Origin of the sequence: Bacillus sp. F56, assembly GCF_001748205.1 — a bacterium.
GTDB classification, from domain to species: domain Bacteria; phylum Bacillota; class Bacilli; order Bacillales; family Bacillaceae; genus Bacillus; species Bacillus stercoris.
This window is the reverse complement of the sequence record NZ_BDFC01000006.1, coordinates 48,309-64,382: the sequence shown is the minus strand read 5'-3', so window position 1 is coordinate 64,382 and position 16,074 is coordinate 48,309. Positions and strand designations below refer to the sequence as shown.

Sequence of the window (16,074 nt, the reverse complement as noted above, 5' to 3'; positions counted from 1 at the left end):
TATATTAACATATCCTTAAATTTTATTAATGTTGGCTATTAAAAAAACACCCGCTCAATCAGCGGGTGTTTCTTATGGAACAAGATTCTTCGGCAAATTCAGACTCGATTTTACCGTTTTGTCGGAATATAAAAAGTAAATGTTGTTCCTTTATCTATTCGGCTGTGCACAGTAATCGATCCGTTGTGGGCTTCCACGATATTTTTAACGATAGCCAGCCCTAGACCGGTTCCTGCTCTGCCCCTTGTCCGCGCTTTATCTGCCTTATAAAACCGCTCAAAGATGAATGGCAGATCTTCTTCTGGTATGCCGGATCCGGAGTCTTTGATATCAACTTTCAATCCATCCTTTACAGAATGGACCGTAATGGAGACGCTGCCGCCAGATGAAGTATGACGCAGCGCGTTATCGATCAAATTGGTAAATACCTGCTCCATCTTGTCTTCATCAAACATAAATTCCTCTTCTGTGAGAGAAATGTCATGATGTAAAGCAATATCTTTTTCTTTAGCAACACCGGAAAACTTCCGAATAATCTTCTCTAAAAATTCATTGACATTGATTTTTTCATAATGCAAACCTGTATGGCCTGATTCCATTCGGGCTAAATCAAGCAAATCATTAACTAGTCGGCCCATTCGGAGCGATTCGTCATAAATGATTTGGGCGATTTCTTTCCGGTCTTCTTCAGAGCTTGCAATGTCATCAACAATCGCTTCACTGTATCCCTGTAGCATAGAGATCGGTGTTCTCAGCTCATGACTGACATTTGCGATAAAGTCCTCCCGCAGTTTATCAAGGCGGCGTTCTTCAGTCATGTCACGCAGTACGGCAACTGCTCCTCTGACGTGCGATTCCGCGTAAAGCGGCGACATCAAAAGCACCCATGATCTGCCTTGCAGCGTCATCTCAATCATTTGTTCTTTTTCAGTGCTGACAGCATTTTGGAACAGTTCTTTTGCTTCAGGCGGAAGGTTGTCGCCTTCTTTGATATTCATGTTCTGCTCATAATACCAAGCCTGAAGAAAACGTTCAGCCGGCGGGTTGGTCACAAGAATCGTACCGTCAATATTAATGGTAATAACCCCGTCAGCCATACTGCTCAAAATGTTAGAAAGCTGCTCTTTTTCTTGATTGAGCGCATTGATATGAAAGTTAAGCTGCCGGCCCATTTGATTAAAAGCGGTCGCCAGTTCACCGATTTCATCCTGAGTTAAGATCGGGATTTTTGTATCGAACTTGCCCTTCGCCAAATCCTGCGCGCCTTCTCTCATTTTTCGGAGCGGGTACGTGACCCTGCTTGATAAAAAGAATGCGAAAAATGTGGTCAGCACTATCGCGATCCCCGCGGCAAGAAAAATATAGCGGGTCGTATGTTTTGTTGTATCTTTCACGGCAAGCAAAGACTGGGATAAAAAGACCATGCCTTTCTTTCCGTCTTTTTCATACGGGACACCTACAATCAAGCGTTCATTATCCGTATCTGTATCACTCAGTCCCGTTCGTTTGCTTACTTTTTTATGGTCTCGGAGAGCTTTATTTAAGTCTTTGTCATGCTGTATTTGCTCAACCGTAATAGACGACAGGCGATTTTTGTCATTGGGAGAATACCAGTACTTTTTCTCATCCTGGATGATGGCAATGCTTGTTAAGTTATCAGCGAGCTCCCAAGTGATTGATCGTGCCAGTGCCTGGTCCTCGTGATTTTCCAAGATGACAGCTACTTTATTCGCAAGCTGTGTTAAATCATTCTCAGCTTCTTCCACATGGTAGTTTTCAATAAACTCCAGCAAAAGAACCGTTAAAATGAACAATACGATCAAGACGAGTGAAAGGATCGTAAACCACAGCTTGCCTACTACGCTTTTCCAAAATTTCATTCAGCGCCGACCTCAAATTTATAACCTACACCCCATACGGTGACAATTTTTTTCGCAGCTTCCGGAGATACCTTGTTCAGCTTCTCTCTCAGGCGTTTGACGTGAGTGTCCACTGTCCGTAAATCACCAAAAAACTCATATTGCCACACTTCTTTCAGAAGCTTTTCCCGATCATACACCTTGTCAGGCGTTTTCGCTAAGAAGTATAGAAGTTCATACTCTTTTGGCGTCAGGCTTACTTCCGTTCCATCAGCCGTTACGCGGTGAGCATCATGGTCAATCGACAAATGTGAAAACACGAGCACATTTTTCGTCGGTGTATTGGCATTGAAATAAGAGGTTTGGGATGCTCTTCTCAAAAGAGCCTTTACCCGCAGCACGACTTCTCTCGGGCTGAATGGCTTAACAATATAATCATCTGTTCCTGCTTCAAACCCCTGCACCCGGTTTGCTTCTTCTCCTTTTGCGGTCAGCATGATAATGGGTGTCGCTTTTTTTTCGCGAATTTGCCGGCACACTTCAATTCCGTCAGTTCCCGGCATCATCAGATCAAGCAAAATCAGATCATAATTGGCTTCAAGCCCTTTGGCAATGGCTTCATCACCATTTTCCGCTTCATCTATAACATAATTTTCACGTTCAAGATACATTCTTAAAAGGCGGCGAATTCTGGCTTCGTCATCAACTACTAATATTTTTGTTTCGTTCGTTTGGTCCATGTTTTCCCCCTGCTTTCCTTCTGTTACTTTCATTTTATCAAATCGTGAGAAAGTTTGAGAACTGTGTCGCTTTCAAAGGACTATGCATAAGAATGAAGTCCGGCAAGCACTAGATTTACGAATATTAAATTAAACATAATAATAGCAAAACCGATTACGGCCAGCCATGCTGACTTCTCACCGTGCCAGCCTCTTGACAGTCTTAAATGCAAGTAAGCCGCATAAAACAAAAACGTGATCAGCGCCCATACTTCCTTAGGGTCCCAGCCCCAAAATCTCGTCCACGCGAGCTGAGCCCAAATCATCGCAAAGATCAGTGCGCCGAGCGTAAATACCGGAAACCCGATTGATACGGCCCTGTACCCAACCTCATCCACCAGATCAAGATTGACGTTTTTCACAAGCGGATGTAAAAGAGCGCTGATTCTTTTTCTGATGATCAGACGAAGAGCCCCATACAACACAAGACCTGCTCCAAATGACCAAATGACAGTGTTCACTTTTCTTCCTGAGAAAAGCGCGGGAAGATCAACAAGCGGTTCCATTCTCCCCTCGGTCAAAAGCTCTCCCTGATGCGGACCGACAAGCGCAGGCATTTCGTACACCATCACGCTTTTCTCTTTATTTTTATCCACCCAGTTAAACTCCGCTTCATAGCCCGCAAGACGAAATGCTGATGTAATCGCAATAAAGGCGACGGTTGTGACCAGGATAAACATAATCGCTTCAAGCCAGAAGGTTTTTTTGCTTGGTTTTGTCTGGTCTACATGCTTTAAAAGAAAGATGACACCAGCGACAAAGCTGATGGCAAGTATAGCTTGCCCAAGCGCGGCCGTTGTTACGTGAATATACAGCCAATTGCTTTGGAGCGAAGGAATTAAAGGCGAGATATCTGTCGGAAACATGCTGGCGTAGGCAATCAGCAATAAAGCGATTGACAGCGTAAACAGGCCTAATGAAGGCAATCTATAAATAAAATAAAGAATAATAAACGCCAAAACAAGCATCATGCCAAAAGCGGTGGTGAATTCAAACATATTGCTGACCGGCGCATGGCCGCTGGCAGCCCACCTTGTGATGAAATACCCAAGGTGGCAAATAAACCCAACAACAGAAAGGGTGATTCCAATGTTGGCCCATCGGTTTTGCCTGCCCTTTTTATCTTTATTTCCTCGTATGGCCCCGCCGAAAATCGGGACAGCGATTAAATACACAAGAAAGGCCGCATAAAGAAAATTTCCGCTCAGCTCTGCCATGACATCACTCCCTTTTCGCCTATTTCTGTGTTTTGATTAATTCTTTTTGGTCCGCCGGTTCAGTCAGTCCGGAATCATCCAATATAAATGCTATATCCTTCTTCAGGCCAAACCAGTTTTTATTGGTATGCCCCGCCACCATGACTGCGCCGTCCTGTGAGTGCAGCCAGATTCTTCGATGCTGCCAGTACATACCTTGAATGACACCGATCATAAAAATGGCTCCGCCGACAGCAAGCACCCAGAGTGTCAGATCCTTTCTGACTGTAAGTCCAGTAATGTTTTTCGTTTCGACATGGTCAAATTTCAGCTTGTATTTATTGCTGCCTGATCCTTCGATGGTTTCTTGGATGGCGACAAAGCTCTTTTCACCCTTTGGTTTATCCGGCGTTATGATATTAAAGACAAAAGCCGGGTTGTTAGGGATCTTTGTTTTCGTGCTTGGTTCTCCGTCCTGATTAAAATAGAAGTCTGGCAGGTAGCTGGCGATTTCCACTTTGTAACCGTTGCCAAGATCATAGACCGAATCTGGATCCAGGAGGTTAATCTTCAGGCTTCCAAAAGATTTTTTTGTTTTTTTATCAATCAGCTGGAACACCATTTGGTCAAGCTGATTTTCTTTATAGTCCACCTGGTAAACGGAAAAAGAATCAAAGCGCAGCGGCTGATTGACACGGATGTCTTCTTCTGTTACTTTTTTCAGCTTCGGCTTCTCGCCATAAACAATTTTTCCTTCTCTCTTGTAGAGAACGGCATCGGTTTGAAAGTTCTTTGCCACCCTCCCGTCCCCGACTCTGTCAATGGCATCTGCAAATACCTTTTTTTCCGTTTTGCTGTTATAGGTCTCTACGCTGAATTGATTGTTTTTCAAGTAGTATTTCCCGTCTGTACCCGGAATTGCTGCGGTTTCGCCTTCTCTGACCCAAAGCGTCTCATCGACGTACATGCCTGGCACAAATCTCAGCATCGCACCAATCAGAAAGATGATCAATCCAATGTGGTTGACATACGGGCCCCAGCGGGAAAAACGCCCTTTTTCAGCAAGAATGCTGCCCTCTTTTTCTCTGATTCTATAATGTTTTTTCTTTAATAGGGCAACTATCTTTTCTTTTGCTTCTTCGGTCAGTACAGTAGCCGTTTCACTGAACAAGCGCTGTCTTCTTAAAAAAGCTGGGTTCCTTCTGATGCCCTGGTTTTTTAATGCTCTGTACAACGGAATGACACGGTCAAGGCTGCAAATCACGAGCGAAATGCCGATCGAGGCAATGAGCAGCAAATACCACCAAGAACCATATAAATGATGAAACCCGAGCAAATAATAAAGCTGGCCAAACACGCCGTACTGCTCCTTGTAATAAGTCTCGGCCTGTGCGCCCGGAGGCAGATAGGCTTCCTGGGGAAAAATGGTGCCGAACGCTGATGCAGCAAGGGTTATGACAATAAGCCATATTCCCACTTTAACCGAAGAAAAGAAATTCCAAATTTTATCGATAATTGTTTTGTTATAGGTTTGCGAACGTCTTGCGCTTCCGTCATATCTCATATCAGCGAGCGGAGGCTGGGTTTCCTGGAGAGCCCTTCCGCATGATTCACATAAAACGGTTCCGACCGGGTTTATATGTCCGCATTCACATTTGACTTGCTTCATCCCGAAGCTTCTCCGGGTTTTATGAGATTCATATAATCGTGTATCATGCTTTCTGTCATAGTGCCGGTCACCACCTTGACAACTTTTCCTTCCGGATTGATCAAAAAGGTTGTCGGAAGCGGAGATACGTCGTAGGCATCAAGCACTTGGCGATCTGTATCCAGAACAACCGGGAAATTGACTCCGTAGGATTTCATAAAATTATGTACTGCTATCTTTGACTCCCCAACATTTACAGCGACAATTTCAACACCTTGGTCTTTAAAATGCTTATATTGGTTTGCCATATAAGGAAATTCTTTTTTGCATGGTTCACACCATGTACCCCAGAAATTCAAAAAAACACCTTTCCCTTTTAAGTCACTGAGCTCGATACGTTTCCCATTCGTATCCTCAAGGACAAAATTCGGTGCGTCGGACCCTTCGGATATACTCTCTTTGTCGGCAAATACAGCGTTGTAAATGGTATAGCCAAGTGCGCATATTAAAACGAGAAGGATGCCGGTCCGAATGAATAATCGCCTTTTTTTCTTCATTGTCCACTGCCCCCTTCCCCCTATTGCAGATCCATTCAATTATATCATTGCAAGTTCATTTCACATTTCTTACTTTTTGAAGGTTATGTGAAATTTAGAAAGCGTTTTTACCGTGCTCCGCCAGCGCTCTGAGTCTTTTTACTTCATGAGGCGTAAGTTCTCTGGCATCTCCCGTGTGCAGGCCTCGCAGGTTTAAAAACGCGTATTCCTCACGCTTCAGCTTGATTACCTCATGTCCAATCGCTTCAAACATGCGGCGCACCTGTCTGTTGCGTCCCTCATGGATCGTCAGCTGAATAATGCTTGTCTGCTTTTTCTTATCCAAAGACAATAGCTTCGCTTTAGCAGGCGCTGTTTTGCCTTCTTCCAGCCTAATTCCGCGCTCTAACTTTCTGAGCAGCTCTTTAGGCGGGATTCCTTTTACCTTCGCCACGTATGTTTTGTCTATTTCATACTTAGGGTGCATCAGCTTATTGGCGAATTCGCCGTCATTGGTTAAAAGCAAAAGACCGCTCGTATCATAATCCAGACGCCCAATCGGATAAATGCGCTGCGGAATATTTTTAAAAAAGTCCGTCACCACTTTTCGTCCTTTATCATCTTGCGCTGCAGAAATAACGCCTCTCGGTTTATATAAGAGAAAGTAAACCGGCTCTTCGCGTTCAACCTTTAACCCGTTTACCTCAATCTGATCAGAACCGGTGACCTTAACACCAAGCTCTGTTACTACTTTGCCGTTCACCTTTACTTTTCCTTCTTTAATCAGCTCTTCTGCCTTTCTGCGCGACGCAACTCCGGCATGAGCAATTACTTTTTGCAGTCTTTCCATGTCTTTCACCTCAAGTATTATCTTACTTTTTTCAACCATAACAAACAAGCTTTTTCAAATCCCTATACCAAATCTAAGAAAACGCCGTTTTCAGGCGCTCCCAAATAATAACGTAACGATGATGATTGATGCAACTACGCCGATTAAATCAGCAAGAAGTCCCACCTTTAATGCATCACCCATTTTTTTAATACCGACTGCACCAAAATACACTGTCAGTACGTAAAGCGTTGTATCTGTAGATCCCTGCATGACGGAAGCCAGCCTGCCGATAAAGGAATCGGGCCCGTATACTGCGATTAAATCGGTCGTCATTCCGAGTGCGGCCGTACCGGAGATCGGGCGGATCAGAGCAAGCGGTACCACCTCAGCAGGGATGCCGATAGCGGAGAAAACCGGTTTTAAAAGATCCATTATAAAATCAAGCGCGCCTGATGATCGGAAAACAGTTATCGCGACAAGCATTCCGACTAAATAGGGGATAATGGAGAAGGCGATTTCTATCCCCTCTTTGCCTCCTTCGACAAACGATTCATATGTGGGAACCTTTTTGATTGTCCCATAAAGAAGTATGCCGGCAATAATGATCGGAATCATCGCTAAAGACAGCCAGTTGATGATTTCCATCCGCTTACCTCCCCTTCTTTTTGCGGCGATAATAAAAATACCGGTCAATGATAATAGCGCCGATTCCGGAAATGAGCGTTGCCAAAATGCTTGGTCCGACGATATCTGTCGGTGTTTTGGAGGAATAAGCCATCCGGACAGCGATCACCGTTGTCGGAATGAGAGTGATGCAGGACGTATTAACAGCTAAAAACGTAATCATCGACCGGCTTGCTTCCGATCGGTCTCCATTCAGCTTTTTCATTTGCTCCATTGCTTTAATGCCAAGCGGAGTTGCTGCATTTCCGAGGCCGAAGAAATTCGCCATAAGATTAGATAAAATGTAGCCCATCGCCGGGTGGTCCGGCGGTATATCAGGGAACAGTTTAGATATAAAAGGCCTGCACATCCGGCTGAAAATATCCAAAAGCCCTGACTGCTCAGCTATTTTCATTAAGCCAAGCCAGAAAACAAGCACGCTCATCAATCCAAATGAGATCGTAACGGCTTCTTTCGCACCCTTAAACACGGCTTCATTTACATCTTGCAGAGTTCCGTTGCACATCGCAAAAACAAGTCCGATCACAGTTAAACTGACCCAAATTATATTGACCATTTTGCTCCGCCTGCCGCATTCAGAAAGATTGACTTAAACGTTTCAAAAAATTGTTTCTTCGGTTTTTGATGACGTTCATTTTCATAATAGATTGGCACTTTTGCGATGGTTTCATTGTTGAACATGATCTCCATGTGCCCTACGATGTCAGGAATTTTTGAGGCGTCTTTTTCCCATGCTTTTTTTGGCTTGAGCAGCGTGGTATTAATTTTCACATCTTCTTTTTCCTCTTCGTTCAGCAAATAGGTGATATCTCGTTTGATAAAAGCCTTCGATTCATAAAATGTGCCTTTCAGCTTTGGAATGTCCCCTTTTTTTGCAATTAAATAGGTTTGATAGTGATCAAACACATAATTAAACATTTTCATATGGTCATCCCAATCATCAGGGTCATTAATGGTGACGGCTATCAGGTTAATGCCATCCTTTGAAGCCGTTGAAACCAGTGTCCGTTTTGCAAGTTTTGTATAGCCTGTTTTTCCTCCTGTGCTGTATGGATAAAGCATGGTAAGCAGTTTATTTTTGTTTTTCCATACGCTTTCCATCGTTTCCGCTTTATATATTTTTGTGCCTGAAATCTTTTGATAGTCTTTCAGCTTCATAGCATATTTAGTTAAAATGGCCATGTCATAGGCTGTTGAATAATGATTTTCATGGTCGTCCAATCCGTGCGGGTTTTGAAAACGGGTGTTCTCCATACCAAGCTGCTCGGCTTTTTGATTCATCATATAAACAAACCCATCGAGGCTCCCACCGACATGCTCAGCAATCGCGACAGCGGCGTCGTTTCCTGATCTTAGCATCAGGCCATACACAAGATCTTTTAATTTCACTTTTTGACCTTCTGTTAAATAAATGGCGGAGCCTTCTGTTCTGACAGCATTTGCCGAAACCGTCACCGTTTGATCCATTTTGCCGGATTCGATAGCGAGGACGGCGGTCATAATTTTTGTGATGCTGGCAATACGCCTTTTTTGATGCTCATCCTTAGCAAATAATACTCTGCCTGACGCTCCGTCGATAATGATCGCGCTTTTTGCACTGACATCTATAGCTGCATGTGCTGTATTCACATTTACAGTGGCAATCAGAAAAGAAATCATAATCACGAATGCTGCTTTTTTGAAAATGCGCATGTTTGCTCACGTCCTTGTGGTGGTTTGTACAAGTTTATGCGCATGTCCATCAGTTATGAATAACAATTCTATTTCTGGAAGCAAACATAAAAAAACTCTCCCTTAAAAAGGGAGAGTAAACGTTATCTGATTGGCGCCATGCTTGATCCGGACGCTTCGTAATGAGCCAGCTCTTCCCTCATCTTCAGAAAGGCTGCGCTCAACGGCAATAGTAATTGCTCAAGCGACGCAGGAACAGCATGATAAAACTCAATTGCGCTGACCCCGGTATAAGACGCCCGGCTGTTTTCACACCACGTGTCTTTTTTCGGCATAAAGAACTCTTCAATGCATTGGTGATACACATTATAAAGTGTTTTTTCCGCTCTGGCTTCCTGAAAAGGCTCCTGCATCAGGAGACGGCGGCACGCTTCTGCGCCTCCTTCACAAAATACTGCCATTCTTCTCAAAGTGCTCAGCACATCACAGCAGTATCCTTTTTCAATAGGCAATTCAGCCTGTAAGGATTCCAGCGTCGTTTGATTTAGGTAATCGTTCACGGTATTGACAACCATTGATAAGAATTCGCCTGTTTTTTGAGTCTGCGCTCGCACAATCGAATGTCCCATTTCGTTTGGTATCTTCCCCTCATGTCTTTGTCTCTCACATTTTGCTTCTTTCATGATAGCTTCTTCCTTATATCTTATGATGATGAAAAAGCGCGATTCATTAAACTTCTATTTTATATCTTCGAAGGTTTGGTTAAAGTTTTCAAAAAATAAATCTGCTTCTTCTTGAAGAACGTCTTCTTCCGCATTTTCAGGCAGCGGCGGAAGCTCGTCCAGTGTTTTTAGACCGAATTGTTCAAGAAAAGTCGGCGTTGTACCGTATAAAATGGCACGTCCCGGACCGTCAGCACGTCCCACTTCACACAATAACGCCTTCGCGACGAGACTGTGTAAAATCCGCTCTGATTTTACTCCTCTGATTTCTTCAATTTCTGCTCTCGTAATTGGCTGTTTGTATGAAACAATAGCCAGCACTTCTAAAGATGCTTGAGAAAGGCCCTTGGACGGCACTTCAATCAGTTTTTTCAAGTAAGGTGCAAAGTCTTTTTTGGTAGAGAGCATGTACGTATCTGCATACTCAATCAGTTCAATGCCTCTTGTATCCCCGCGGTATTCGTCCGCCACTTCCGCCATGATGGTGTTCAGCTCAGGCTCTTCGATTTCAAGCACTGTTAACAGCTGCTTTTTTGTGAGCCCTTCATCGCCTGCCGCATAAAGAAGGGCTTCCACTATAGCTTTCCAATTCACGATATCAAGCCCCATGAATGGATTCACTCCCCGTAATGTAAATATCTGAAAAATTTTGCTCCTGTTCAATGAGAACCAGCTGATTTTTCATCAGCTCGAGAACGGCTAGAAAGGTCACTACTAAATGTTCTTTTTGCTCATATGGAAACAGGTCCATAAAGTTGATTCTCGTTCCTCTTGATTTCAGGCTGTGCACGATTTCGTTCATTCTGTCTTCGATTGGTATGTCTTGTCTGGTAATCGTCGTTTCCATCGGCCTGTTTATTTTTTTGCGTTTCAGCACTTTTTGAAAAGCCCCGATCATATCATAGACCGTAACAGAGAGCTTTTGCTCAGACTGTTTTATTTCTTTTGCATATTCACTCAAATCACTCGGCGGTTTCGTGAACGATTTTTGTCTTTCTTCTTCCCGTTCTTTTAAATCCTTCGCCGCATCTTTATATTTTCTATACTCAATCAGCTTTTCAATCAGTTCCTCACGCGGATCCTCTTCTTCAAGTAATTCATCTTCAAAAAGCTCCTCCTCTTGCTTCGGAAGCAGCATTCTGCTTTTAATGCTGAGCAGCGTGGCGGCCATAACCAAATACTCGCTGGCAATATCGAGCTCAAGCACGCGCATTGTATGTACATATAATAAATATTGTTCAGTGATCTTCGCCACAGGTATATCATATATGTCAATTTCAAGACGATTGATTAAATGAAGCAGCAGGTCCAATGGGCCCTCAAACGTATCAATTTTCACTTGATATTCTTCCATCATCTCACCATTTTCAAGTATCACTCTCATTGCCGTATAAACTGGCTACCCTTTAGTATAAGCCACCAAAAAGCTCTCGTCCAATACTATTTCATTTCCTGTTTTGAAGCAATTTGTACAGAATATTCAAAACGCGAAATGCGTTGGCTGAGCGTTCTTTTTTCCTTTTATCCTTCCTGTGTTACACTAAAAGACATTAAAGGAGGAAGCACCTTGTATCCAAAAGCTTATATAGATTATCTCGTTGAGTTTCACGCGACACGGGATTATTTTGAATGCCATGAAATATTAGAAGAATATTGGAAGGAAGATCCGCCAAAGAAACGAAAACGCTATTGGGTCGGCTTTATTCAGCTTGCAGTCGCTTTATATCATCACAGAAGGCAGAATACAGCCGGGGCCAAAAGACTGATGGCGAACAGCATCCGGATTCTTCAAGCAGAACACCAGGCAGTCGAAGACTTAGGGCTCGATCATGGGCGTTTGCTAGAGCTTATGCAAACGGTTTATGAACAAATCGAAACCGGATCTGCCTATAAAAGCATTATGCTGCCGATCAAAGATGAGAAATTAAAGGAAGCTTGCCGGAACGAATGCAAGAATAAAAAGTATACATGGGGGCAGCCCAGCACACTTAGCGACACATTTCTTATCGACAAACACCGTTTGCGGGATCGAACTGACGTCATCCGCGAACGTGAAAAAGAAATAGAACGCAGAAAAAAAAGCAGAGGCTGATCACGGCCTCTGCTTAATTATTGTATGAAATGTCTTGATCCTGCTGATCTTGACAACGTTCGAAAAAGCTCTGCGTTAATTCATTTGGAACCAGCACTTGCGTTTTGAATAAATGCTTTAAAGCATCCATCATCTGTTTTCCGATTCCTTGATGGCGATGAGAAGGATTCACACTGATATGCCGGATCTCTACCTCAGAATCCTTTTTTTCGACTCCGATTGCTCCGACGATATCCTCGTCCTCTTTCCAAAGAAAGAGCTGGCGGTCTGTATCCGTTTCGTAGTCCTTAATTGTCTGCTGAAGCTGCTTAAGGTCTTTTTCATTCGGCATAAACGAAAGAAGTCCCATCGCAATCTTTTCAAACGATTTTTTATAACGAATTAACATAAAAACCCCTCTATATCCAAAATGTCCAGTCTGCTATTAAACGGATACGAATAGGTGATCCGTTTTCTCACATTATATCATTTTCGCCATATTTTTAAACTGTTTTCAGCAAATTATTCAAATGAGCGGTTTAAATTTGCCATTTCTATGGCAGAAACAGCACAATCTACACCTTTGTTGCCCGCTTTTGTGCCGGCACGCTCGATAGCCTGTTCGATGTTTTCAGTTGTCACAATTCCAAAGATGACAGGAACTCCAGTAGTGTTTGCGGCTTGCGCGATGCCTTTTGCAGCTTCATTGCAGACATAATCATAATGAGTCGTCGCGCCTCTGATGACAGTGCCTAGTGTGATAATAGCGTCATATTTTTTTGTTTCCGCCATTTTTTTCGCAGCAAACGGTATTTCAAATGCGCCTGGAACCCAAGCCACATCAATATCATTTGTGTCTACGCCGTGTCTGAGCAACGCATCTTCTGCACCGCTCAGCAGCTTGCTCGTAATAAAATCATTAAATCTTCCTACTACGATTCCGATTTTAAGACCTGTACCAACTAAATTTCCTTGTATGATATTCATATGATTCCCATCCTTTTTTGTGATATTTGTGATTAGAAATGAAGTAAATGACCCAGCTTGTTCATTTTGGTTTGCAAATATTTTTTATTGTGCTCTTTCGCCTCCATTTGAAGCGGCACTCTTTCTGAAATACTGAGTCCGTAGCCTTCTAGGCCTGCGATTTTCCGCGGATTATTCGTCAAAAGCTTCATATTCCGCACACCGAGGTCGCGTAAAATTTGTGCACCGATGCCATAGTTGCGAAGATCCGGCAGGAATCCAAGCGCCTCATTGGCTTCGACGGTGTCATAGCCTTGTTCCTGAAGCTTATAAGCTTTTAATTTATTGATTAAACCGATGCCTCGTCCTTCTTGGCGCAAATACAGAAGCACTCCGCGGCCTTCTGCGGCAATTTGGGTCAGCGCGGCGTGAAGCTGCGGACCGCAGTCACAGCGATGAGACCCAAACACATCACCTGTGAGACATTCTGAATGCACCCGGACCAATACCGGTTCTTCTCCGAACGGCACATCCCCCATCACAAATGCGACATGCTCTTTTCCATCTACCTCATTTGTGTATCCGTAAACCTTGAATGTGCCAAAATCAGTAGGCAGCGTAATGTCAACTTCACGCTCGACTAGTGTTGTCAGATTGTAACGGTATTGAATCAAATCTTTAATCGTGATCATTTTTAGCTGATGCTTTTTCGCAATTTCAATGAGCTCAGGCACTCTCGCCATCGTTCCGTCTTCATTCATAATTTCACAAATGACGCCGGCTCCTTGAGATCCGCAGGCTTCAGCAAGATCAACAGCAGCTTCTGTGTGGCCCGCTCTTTTCAGGACACCTCCTTTTTTCGCAATCAGAGGAAAAATGTGCCCCGGACGCTGAAAATCAGATGGCACGGATTTGCTGTCCAGCAAAGCTTGAACAGTAAATGATCTTTCTTGAGCGCTGATACCTGTTGTCGTTTCTCGATGGTCTATGCTTACGGTAAAGGCAGTATGGTGAGAATCTGTATTATGCTCAACCATAGGGTGAAGATCAAGCCTGTCTGCAATTTCCTCACTGAGAGGCGTGCAGATCAGCCCTCTTCCGTGTGTCGCCATAAAGTTAATCACTTCCGGCGTTGCATGCTCGGCTAGAGCCACAAAGTCTCCTTCATTTTCTCTGTCTTCATCATCTACAACGATGATGACTTCACCTTTTTTTAAAGCGTGAAGTGCTTCTTCTATCGGATGAAACATGCAAATCTTCCTCTCTAAAAGCCGTTTTCGCTTAAGAAGGCTTTTGTAATGGTTTGTTGGGTCTTATTTTCATTGGCTTTATGCAAAAATCGATACATATATTTTCCGATCATATCGCATTCGATATTCACTTTAGAGCCGATCGTTTTTTCTGAAAAGATCGTTTCGCTGATCGTATGCGGTATTAAAGAAATCGTCACTGTGTCTTCTGTCAGGCCGAAAATGGTTAAGCTCACGCCATCCACGGTAATTGATCCCTTTAAAACCAATGTTTTGGTTAAAGACGGGTCCATTTTTAAATCATAGTAAACTGCGTTGCTTTTCTCTTCAATTCGTGTGATTTCCGCAGTTCCGTCGACATGGCCTGAGACGAAATGGCCTCCGAAACGGCCGTTTGCCGCCATCGCTCTTTCCAGATTTACTTTGCTTCCTTTTGATAAATCATTCAGTGACGTAGCTTTGACTGTTTCAGGCATAACATCCACTGTGAATTGATTTTTTGTAAAATCAGTGACAGTCAGACAAATACCATTCACTGCAATGCTGTCGCCAAGATGAACATCCTCTAAAATCTTTGAGCATGTAATTGTTAAGGCCATTGAATGCCCTGCTTTTTTCATGGACTCGATTGTGCCTGTTTCTTCGATAATTCCTGTAAACATGGTCACCATCCTACTCGTTTGTCGGTTTGGCCGTCAGTTTGATATCACGGCCGATTTGGGTTATATCAGTGAATTGTAATAAGGGGACATCTTTCATTGATTGAAAACCTTCACCGGAGATTAAGCTGGGAGCAAGCGTTCCTCCGATTAGTTTAGGGGCAAAATAGAAGATGATTTCTTGAAAACAGCCTTCTTTGACAAAGCTTCCGTGAACAGCTGAACCGCCTTCCACATACACCGACATGATGCCTTCTTCCGATAGGATTTTCAAAACATCGGGTACTTGAATGCGCTCGGTTTCCAGTGTAAATATGTTCACTCCGAAAGCGGAAAGCCGTTTTTTCTTTTCCTCGTCTGCGCGTGCCGTTGTAAAAATCCATGTCGGCGCTAATTGATCGCAAATCACTTTAGCGTCCTCAGGAATCGAGAGTACGGTATCAAGTATAACCCGAACCGGCTGTTTTGTTACATTCGGCAGTCTGCAAGTTAAGCTCGGATTGTCGGCTTTCACCGTCCCAACTCCGACTAGAATGCTTTGGTGTGTTTTCCTGTATTGCTGAGCATCCTGTCTTGCAGCCTCTGATGTGATCCATTTGCTGTCACCCGTGCTGGTAGCTATCTTGCCATCAAGGCTTGCGGCCGCTTTTAGTGTGACGTACGGAAGGCCTGTCCTCATAAAGTGCAGAAATTTTTCATTCAGCTTCTCCGCCTGGTCTGGCAGGATGCCTTCACTTACCTCAATGCCGGCTTCTTTCATCATGCTGATCCCTCTTCCAGCCACAAGCGGGTTAGGATCTCTCATCGCCACGAACACTCTTTTGATGCCAGAATTGATAATCAATTCTGCACATGGCGGTGTTTTTCCGTAATGGCTGCATGGTTCGAGTGTAACGTAAATGTCGGCCCCCTCTGCATGTGCTCCAGCCATATGGATAGCATGAACTTCTGCATGAGCTTCCCCATATTTTAAATGGGCGCCCATTCCGACAACTTGTCCGTCCTTTACGACAACAGCGCCGACGAGCGGATTTGATTCGGTCTGTCCTTCGCCCTGCTTCGCAAGATCTAATGCCAGCTTCATATAATACTCTTCCATTTGTTTACCTCCCCTCTTTTGTTATTTACCGTCAAAAAAAGCCCCGAATTTATGAAAAATCCGGGGCTTTAGGTATTTTACGCAATAGGAAATAACACTATG

The 16,074-nt window shown here is 43.6% G+C and carries 18 protein-coding genes; 1 reads left to right on the top strand and 17 read right to left on the bottom strand.

What is annotated here, in order from left to right; translation table 11 throughout:
• Positions 1–110 precede the first annotated feature (110 nt).
• From resE to scpA, 12 genes are all read right to left on the bottom strand, one after another.
• Positions 111–1,880 carry a sensor histidine kinase ResE gene (gene resE, locus BFW96_RS08670; protein WP_069839196.1) on the bottom strand — a complete coding sequence of 590 codons (1,770 nt, stop codon included), beginning with the start codon at positions 1,878–1,880 and terminating at the stop codon, positions 111–113.
• Positions 1,877–2,599 carry a DNA-binding response regulator ResD gene (resD, locus tag BFW96_RS08665; RefSeq protein WP_040082743.1) on the bottom strand — a complete coding sequence of 241 codons (723 nt, stop codon included), beginning with the start codon at positions 2,597–2,599 and terminating at the stop codon, positions 1,877–1,879. Before resD ends, resE begins: the two co-directional genes overlap by 4 nt.
• A gap of 80 nt (positions 2,600–2,679) precedes the next feature.
• Positions 2,680–3,855 (bottom strand): cytochrome c biogenesis protein ResC, encoded by a 1,176-nt coding sequence (resC, locus tag BFW96_RS08660; protein WP_014664450.1) that lies wholly within the window; start codon positions 3,853–3,855, stop codon positions 2,680–2,682.
• Between the two features lie 19 nt (positions 3,856–3,874).
• Complete coding sequence (gene resB, locus BFW96_RS08655; protein WP_069839195.1) at positions 3,875–5,503, bottom strand: cytochrome c biogenesis protein ResB; 1,629 nt, start codon at positions 5,501–5,503, stop codon at positions 3,875–3,877.
• Positions 5,500–6,039 carry a thiol-disulfide oxidoreductase ResA gene (gene resA / locus BFW96_RS08650; RefSeq protein WP_014664452.1) on the bottom strand — a complete coding sequence of 180 codons (540 nt, stop codon included), beginning with the start codon at positions 6,037–6,039 and terminating at the stop codon, positions 5,500–5,502. The genes resB and resA overlap by 4 nt, the downstream gene beginning before the upstream one ends.
• Before the next feature lie 94 nt (positions 6,040–6,133).
• On the bottom strand, positions 6,134–6,868 hold the full coding sequence (gene rluB, locus BFW96_RS08645; protein WP_014664454.1) for a 23S rRNA pseudouridine(2605) synthase RluB: 735 nt from the start codon (positions 6,866–6,868) through the stop codon (positions 6,134–6,136).
• A 90-nt stretch (positions 6,869–6,958) separates the two neighbouring features.
• Positions 6,959–7,495 carry a spore maturation protein SpmB gene (gene spmB, locus BFW96_RS08640; protein ID WP_003223896.1) on the bottom strand — a complete coding sequence of 179 codons (537 nt, stop codon included), beginning with the start codon at positions 7,493–7,495 and terminating at the stop codon, positions 6,959–6,961.
• A 4-nt stretch (positions 7,496–7,499) separates the two neighbouring features.
• Positions 7,500–8,090 (bottom strand): spore maturation protein SpmA, encoded by a 591-nt coding sequence (gene spmA, locus BFW96_RS08635; protein WP_014664456.1) that lies wholly within the window; start codon positions 8,088–8,090, stop codon positions 7,500–7,502.
• Entirely contained in the window at positions 8,078–9,226 is a 1,149-nt protein-coding gene (gene dacB, locus BFW96_RS08630; protein ID WP_069839194.1) for a D-alanyl-D-alanine carboxypeptidase DacB, read from the bottom strand. The genes spmA and dacB overlap by 13 nt, the downstream gene beginning before the upstream one ends.
• 122 nt (positions 9,227–9,348) lie before the next feature.
• Complete coding sequence (locus BFW96_RS08625) at positions 9,349–9,888, bottom strand: YpuI family protein (protein ID WP_014477219.1); 540 nt, start codon at positions 9,886–9,888, stop codon at positions 9,349–9,351.
• Positions 9,889–9,942: 54 nt separating this feature from the next.
• A complete protein-coding gene (scpB, locus tag BFW96_RS08620) occupies positions 9,943–10,536 on the bottom strand; it encodes an SMC-Scp complex subunit ScpB (protein WP_014664458.1) in 594 nt (197 codons plus the stop codon).
• Entirely contained in the window at positions 10,526–11,281 is a 756-nt protein-coding gene (scpA, locus tag BFW96_RS08615; RefSeq protein WP_014664459.1) for a segregation/condensation protein A, read from the bottom strand. The genes scpB and scpA overlap by 11 nt, the downstream gene beginning before the upstream one ends.
• A 213-nt stretch (positions 11,282–11,494) precedes the next feature.
• On the opposite strand from scpA, the gene BFW96_RS08610 reads away from it, so the two are divergent.
• Positions 11,495–12,019 (top strand): DUF309 domain-containing protein, encoded by a 525-nt coding sequence (locus BFW96_RS08610; protein ID WP_069839193.1) that lies wholly within the window; start codon positions 11,495–11,497, stop codon positions 12,017–12,019.
• Positions 12,020–12,032: 13 nt separating this feature from the next.
• Here the strand turns inward: BFW96_RS08610 and ribT are convergent, their stop codons facing one another.
• The 5 genes from ribT to ribD all read right to left on the bottom strand — a co-directional run bounded on the left by ribT (position 12,033) and on the right by ribD (position 15,972).
• On the bottom strand, positions 12,033–12,407 hold the full coding sequence (ribT, locus tag BFW96_RS08605; protein ID WP_014664461.1) for a GNAT family N-acetyltransferase RibT: 375 nt from the start codon (positions 12,405–12,407) through the stop codon (positions 12,033–12,035).
• A 113-nt stretch (positions 12,408–12,520) separates the two neighbouring features.
• The gene (ribH, locus tag BFW96_RS08600) at positions 12,521–12,985 is read right to left on the bottom strand and encodes a 6,7-dimethyl-8-ribityllumazine synthase (protein WP_003223915.1); all 465 of its coding nucleotides are present in this window, start codon (positions 12,983–12,985) and stop codon (positions 12,521–12,523) included.
• 32 nt (positions 12,986–13,017) lie between these two features.
• Positions 13,018–14,214, bottom strand: a complete 1,197-nt coding sequence (locus BFW96_RS08595; protein WP_069839192.1) for a bifunctional 3,4-dihydroxy-2-butanone-4-phosphate synthase/GTP cyclohydrolase II — start codon at positions 14,212–14,214, stop codon at positions 13,018–13,020.
• A gap of 14 nt (positions 14,215–14,228) precedes the next feature.
• Positions 14,229–14,876 carry a riboflavin synthase subunit alpha gene (gene ribE, locus BFW96_RS08590; RefSeq protein ID WP_014664463.1) on the bottom strand — a complete coding sequence of 216 codons (648 nt, stop codon included), beginning with the start codon at positions 14,874–14,876 and terminating at the stop codon, positions 14,229–14,231.
• Between the two features lie 10 nt (positions 14,877–14,886).
• A complete protein-coding gene (gene ribD, locus BFW96_RS08585) occupies positions 14,887–15,972 on the bottom strand; it encodes a bifunctional diaminohydroxyphosphoribosylaminopyrimidine deaminase/5-amino-6-(5-phosphoribosylamino)uracil reductase RibD (protein WP_069149807.1) in 1,086 nt (361 codons plus the stop codon).
• Positions 15,973–16,074: the final 102 nt, after the last annotated feature.

Bases quoted from the DNA above. Each gene is read 5' to 3' on its own strand.
- resE (WP_069839196.1), bottom strand. From the start codon at position 1,880: ATGAAATTTTGGAAAAGCGTAGTAGGCAAGCTGTGGTTTACGATCCTT.
- resD (WP_040082743.1), bottom strand. From the start codon at position 2,599: ATGGACCAAACGAACGAAACAAAAATATTAGTAGTTGATGACGAAGCC.
- resC (WP_014664450.1), bottom strand. From the start codon at position 3,855: ATGGCAGAGCTGAGCGGAAATTTTCTTTATGCGGCCTTTCTTGTGTAT.
- resB (WP_069839195.1), bottom strand. From the start codon at position 5,503: ATGAAGCAAGTCAAATGTGAATGCGGACATATAAACCCGGTCGGAACC.
- resA (WP_014664452.1), bottom strand. From the start codon at position 6,039: ATGAAGAAAAAAAGGCGATTATTCATTCGGACCGGCATCCTTCTCGTT.
- rluB (WP_014664454.1), bottom strand. From the start codon at position 6,868: ATGGAAAGACTGCAAAAAGTAATTGCTCATGCCGGAGTTGCGTCGCGC.
- spmB (WP_003223896.1), bottom strand. From the start codon at position 7,495: ATGGAAATCATCAACTGGCTGTCTTTAGCGATGATTCCGATCATTATT.
- spmA (WP_014664456.1), bottom strand. From the start codon at position 8,090: ATGGTCAATATAATTTGGGTCAGTTTAACTGTGATCGGACTTGTTTTT.
- dacB (WP_069839194.1), bottom strand. From the start codon at position 9,226: ATGCGCATTTTCAAAAAAGCAGCATTCGTGATTATGATTTCTTTTCTG.
- BFW96_RS08625 (WP_014477219.1), bottom strand. From the start codon at position 9,888: ATGAAAGAAGCAAAATGTGAGAGACAAAGACATGAGGGGAAGATACCA.
- scpB (WP_014664458.1), bottom strand. From the start codon at position 10,536: ATGGGGCTTGATATCGTGAATTGGAAAGCTATAGTGGAAGCCCTTCTT.
- scpA (WP_014664459.1), bottom strand. From the start codon at position 11,281: ATGGAAGAATATCAAGTGAAAATTGATACGTTTGAGGGCCCATTGGAC.
- ribT (WP_014664461.1), bottom strand. From the start codon at position 12,407: ATGTTAATTCGTTATAAAAAATCGTTTGAAAAGATTGCGATGGGACTT.
- ribH (WP_003223915.1), bottom strand. From the start codon at position 12,985: ATGAATATCATACAAGGAAATTTAGTTGGTACAGGTCTTAAAATCGGA.
- BFW96_RS08595 (WP_069839192.1), bottom strand. From the start codon at position 14,214: ATGTTTCATCCGATAGAAGAAGCACTTCACGCTTTAAAAAAAGGTGAA.
- ribE (WP_014664463.1), bottom strand. From the start codon at position 14,876: ATGTTTACAGGAATTATCGAAGAAACAGGCACAATCGAGTCCATGAAA.
- ribD (WP_069149807.1), bottom strand. From the start codon at position 15,972: ATGGAAGAGTATTATATGAAGCTGGCATTAGATCTTGCGAAGCAGGGC.